Origin of the sequence: Kitasatospora sp. NPDC059812, from assembly GCF_042732075.1 — a bacterium.
Lineage (GTDB): Bacteria > Actinomycetota > Actinomycetes > Streptomycetales > Streptomycetaceae > Kitasatospora.
The window spans coordinates 1,505-3,533 of record NZ_JBHWIO010000152.1; the positions used below are offsets into that span (position 1 = coordinate 1,505).

At 75.8% G+C, this 2,029-nt stretch carries 2 protein-coding genes; both read right to left on the bottom strand.

The window, feature by feature from the left end; translation table 11 throughout:
- Nucleotides 1–107: 107 nt before the first annotated feature.
- Nucleotides 108–1,124 (bottom strand): UDP-glucose 4-epimerase GalE, encoded by a 1,017-nt coding sequence (gene galE, locus ACFV6D_RS38080; protein WP_380343272.1) that lies wholly within the window; start codon nucleotides 1,122–1,124, stop codon nucleotides 108–110.
- A 104-nt stretch (nucleotides 1,125–1,228) separates the two neighbouring features.
- Nucleotides 1,229–1,882: a hypothetical protein gene (locus ACFV6D_RS38085; RefSeq protein WP_380563295.1), complete on the bottom strand. Its 654-nt coding sequence runs from the start codon at nucleotides 1,880–1,882 to the stop codon at nucleotides 1,229–1,231.
- Between the last annotated feature and the right edge of the window lie 147 nt (nucleotides 1,883–2,029).

Consider the following 2,029-nt stretch of genomic DNA (forward strand, 5'->3'; position numbering starts at 1 on the left):
GTGGGGCGGGATGGTGGCTGTGGGGGTCGGTCTCGAGGGGGGCTGGGGGGGCCCGGCTCGGGCGCCCGGGGGGCCCCGGGGGGGGGCGGGGCCCCCCCCGCCGGGAATCAGCTGGCGTCGAGGCGGGCGGCCCACTGCGCGCGCCAGGCCAGCGCGTCGGCGACCCCCTCGGCGATGCCCCGCCGCGGCTGCCAGCCGAGCAGTTCGCGGGCGGTGTCGACTGCCGCGTAGCAGCCGATCACGTCGCCCGGCCGGGGGCCCGCCTCGCGGACGTCGAGCGTCGCGCCGACGGCCCGCTCGAAGGCGGCGATCAGCTCGCGCACGGTGGTGCCGTCGCCCGTGCCGACGTTGATGACCCGGTAGCGGTCCTCGGCGCCCTCGGCGATCACCTCGTCGAAGCGGAGCAGCGCCGCGACGTGCGCCTCGGCGAGGTCCCGCACGTGGACGTAGTCGCGGATGCCGGAGCCGTCCCTGGTCGCCCAGTCGACGCCGGTGACGGTGAACGGGGTGCCGTTGGTGTGCGCCTCGATCAGCTTGCCCAGGGCGTGGCTGGGGTTGAGGTCCTGGAGCCCGCTGCGCAGTCGCGGGTCAGCGCCGATCGGGTTGAAGTAGCGCAGGGAGATGACCCGCTGCCGCTCGGCGCCCTCCCCCCTGGTCCAGTCCTGGAGCACCTGCTCCATCATCAGCTTGGTGCGCGCGTAGGGGCTGTTGGCCTCGACCGGGCTGCTCTCGTCGACCCGCGCGTCCGGGGTGGGCGCGTAGATGGAGGCGGAGCTGCTGAAGACGACGCGGGTGCAGCCGTGGCGCTGGAGGGCGTCGAGCAGTTCGATGGTCTTGCCGACGTTCTCCCGGTAGTAGTACAGCGGCCTGGCCACCGAGTCCGGGACGACGATCCTGGCCGCGCAGTGCACGGCGGCGTCGATGTCCGGGTGCTCGGCGAAGATCCGGTCGAGCAGGGCCACATCGGCGACGTCGCCCTGGTAGAACACCTTGCCCTCGACGAACTCGGCCCGGCCCTTGGACAGGTCGTCCAGGATGACCGGGGTGATGCCCTGGTCGAGGAGGGCGAACACCACCGAACTGCCGATGAATCCCGCGCCGCCGGTGATCAGGACCTTCTTCATGCGCGGACGCTCCCTTGCGGTCGGCCGGGCGCCCGGTGGCGCCCGGTGACCTTTGGGACGGTGGTTCGCGCTCGATGGTTCCGTCGGCGGGCTCAGCGGTGGGCTCAGCGGTGGGGGCGGCGGCGGAGCCAGAAGCCGGTGGCGACCAGCACGACGGCCGCGACGGCGGTGCCGATCGCGGCCCAGGTGGCGGCGTCGGGCGTGGTGTCGGAGGGGGTGTCGCGGGCGGCGGAGCGGGCCCGGGCGGCGCTGTCGGCGGCCGGCGGGGCGGTCGGGGCCGTGGGTGTGGGAGTGAGAGTAGGTGTGGCCGTGGGAGCGGGCGCGGGTATCGGGGCCGAGGCGCCGGTCGTCATGCCCGTCGCCCCCGGCAGCGGAGGGTCGCCGATCACCGCGGCCTCGACGTCGAGTTCACCCTCGCCGTGCCCCGGCGAGGGAAACGCGCAGTCGACGCTCACCCGCCAGTGCCCGGCCGGGAGGATCTCCCGGGTGGTGTACGTCCCCGGCTCGCCCGGGACGGCGACCAGGCGCCAGGGGCCGACCGTGCGACCGTCGGTGGCCGTCGCGGCCAGCGTGCCGGTGAACTCCCCGGTGACCGGGTCGTGGTCGTTCTCCCAGGTGGCAACGGTGCTGACGCGGCCGTTCCGCTGGCCGGAGACGTCCAGGTGGACGGTGTCGCCGTGGGCGGCGACCGGCACGGCGGCGGGCAGCACGGCCGCACCGGCGAGGGCGAGGGCGGCGACGAAGGGTCGGGTTCGCATGGCGGGCAATCCTCGTGAGGGGTGAGGGGCAGGGAGCGGTGACGCCGGGGGGGGGGGCCCCCCGGGGGGGGGGGGGGCCCCCCCCCCCCCCCCCCCGCGGGCGACCGCCGGCGATCACCACACCCGCCGGGTGGTCCTCCCGCCCCC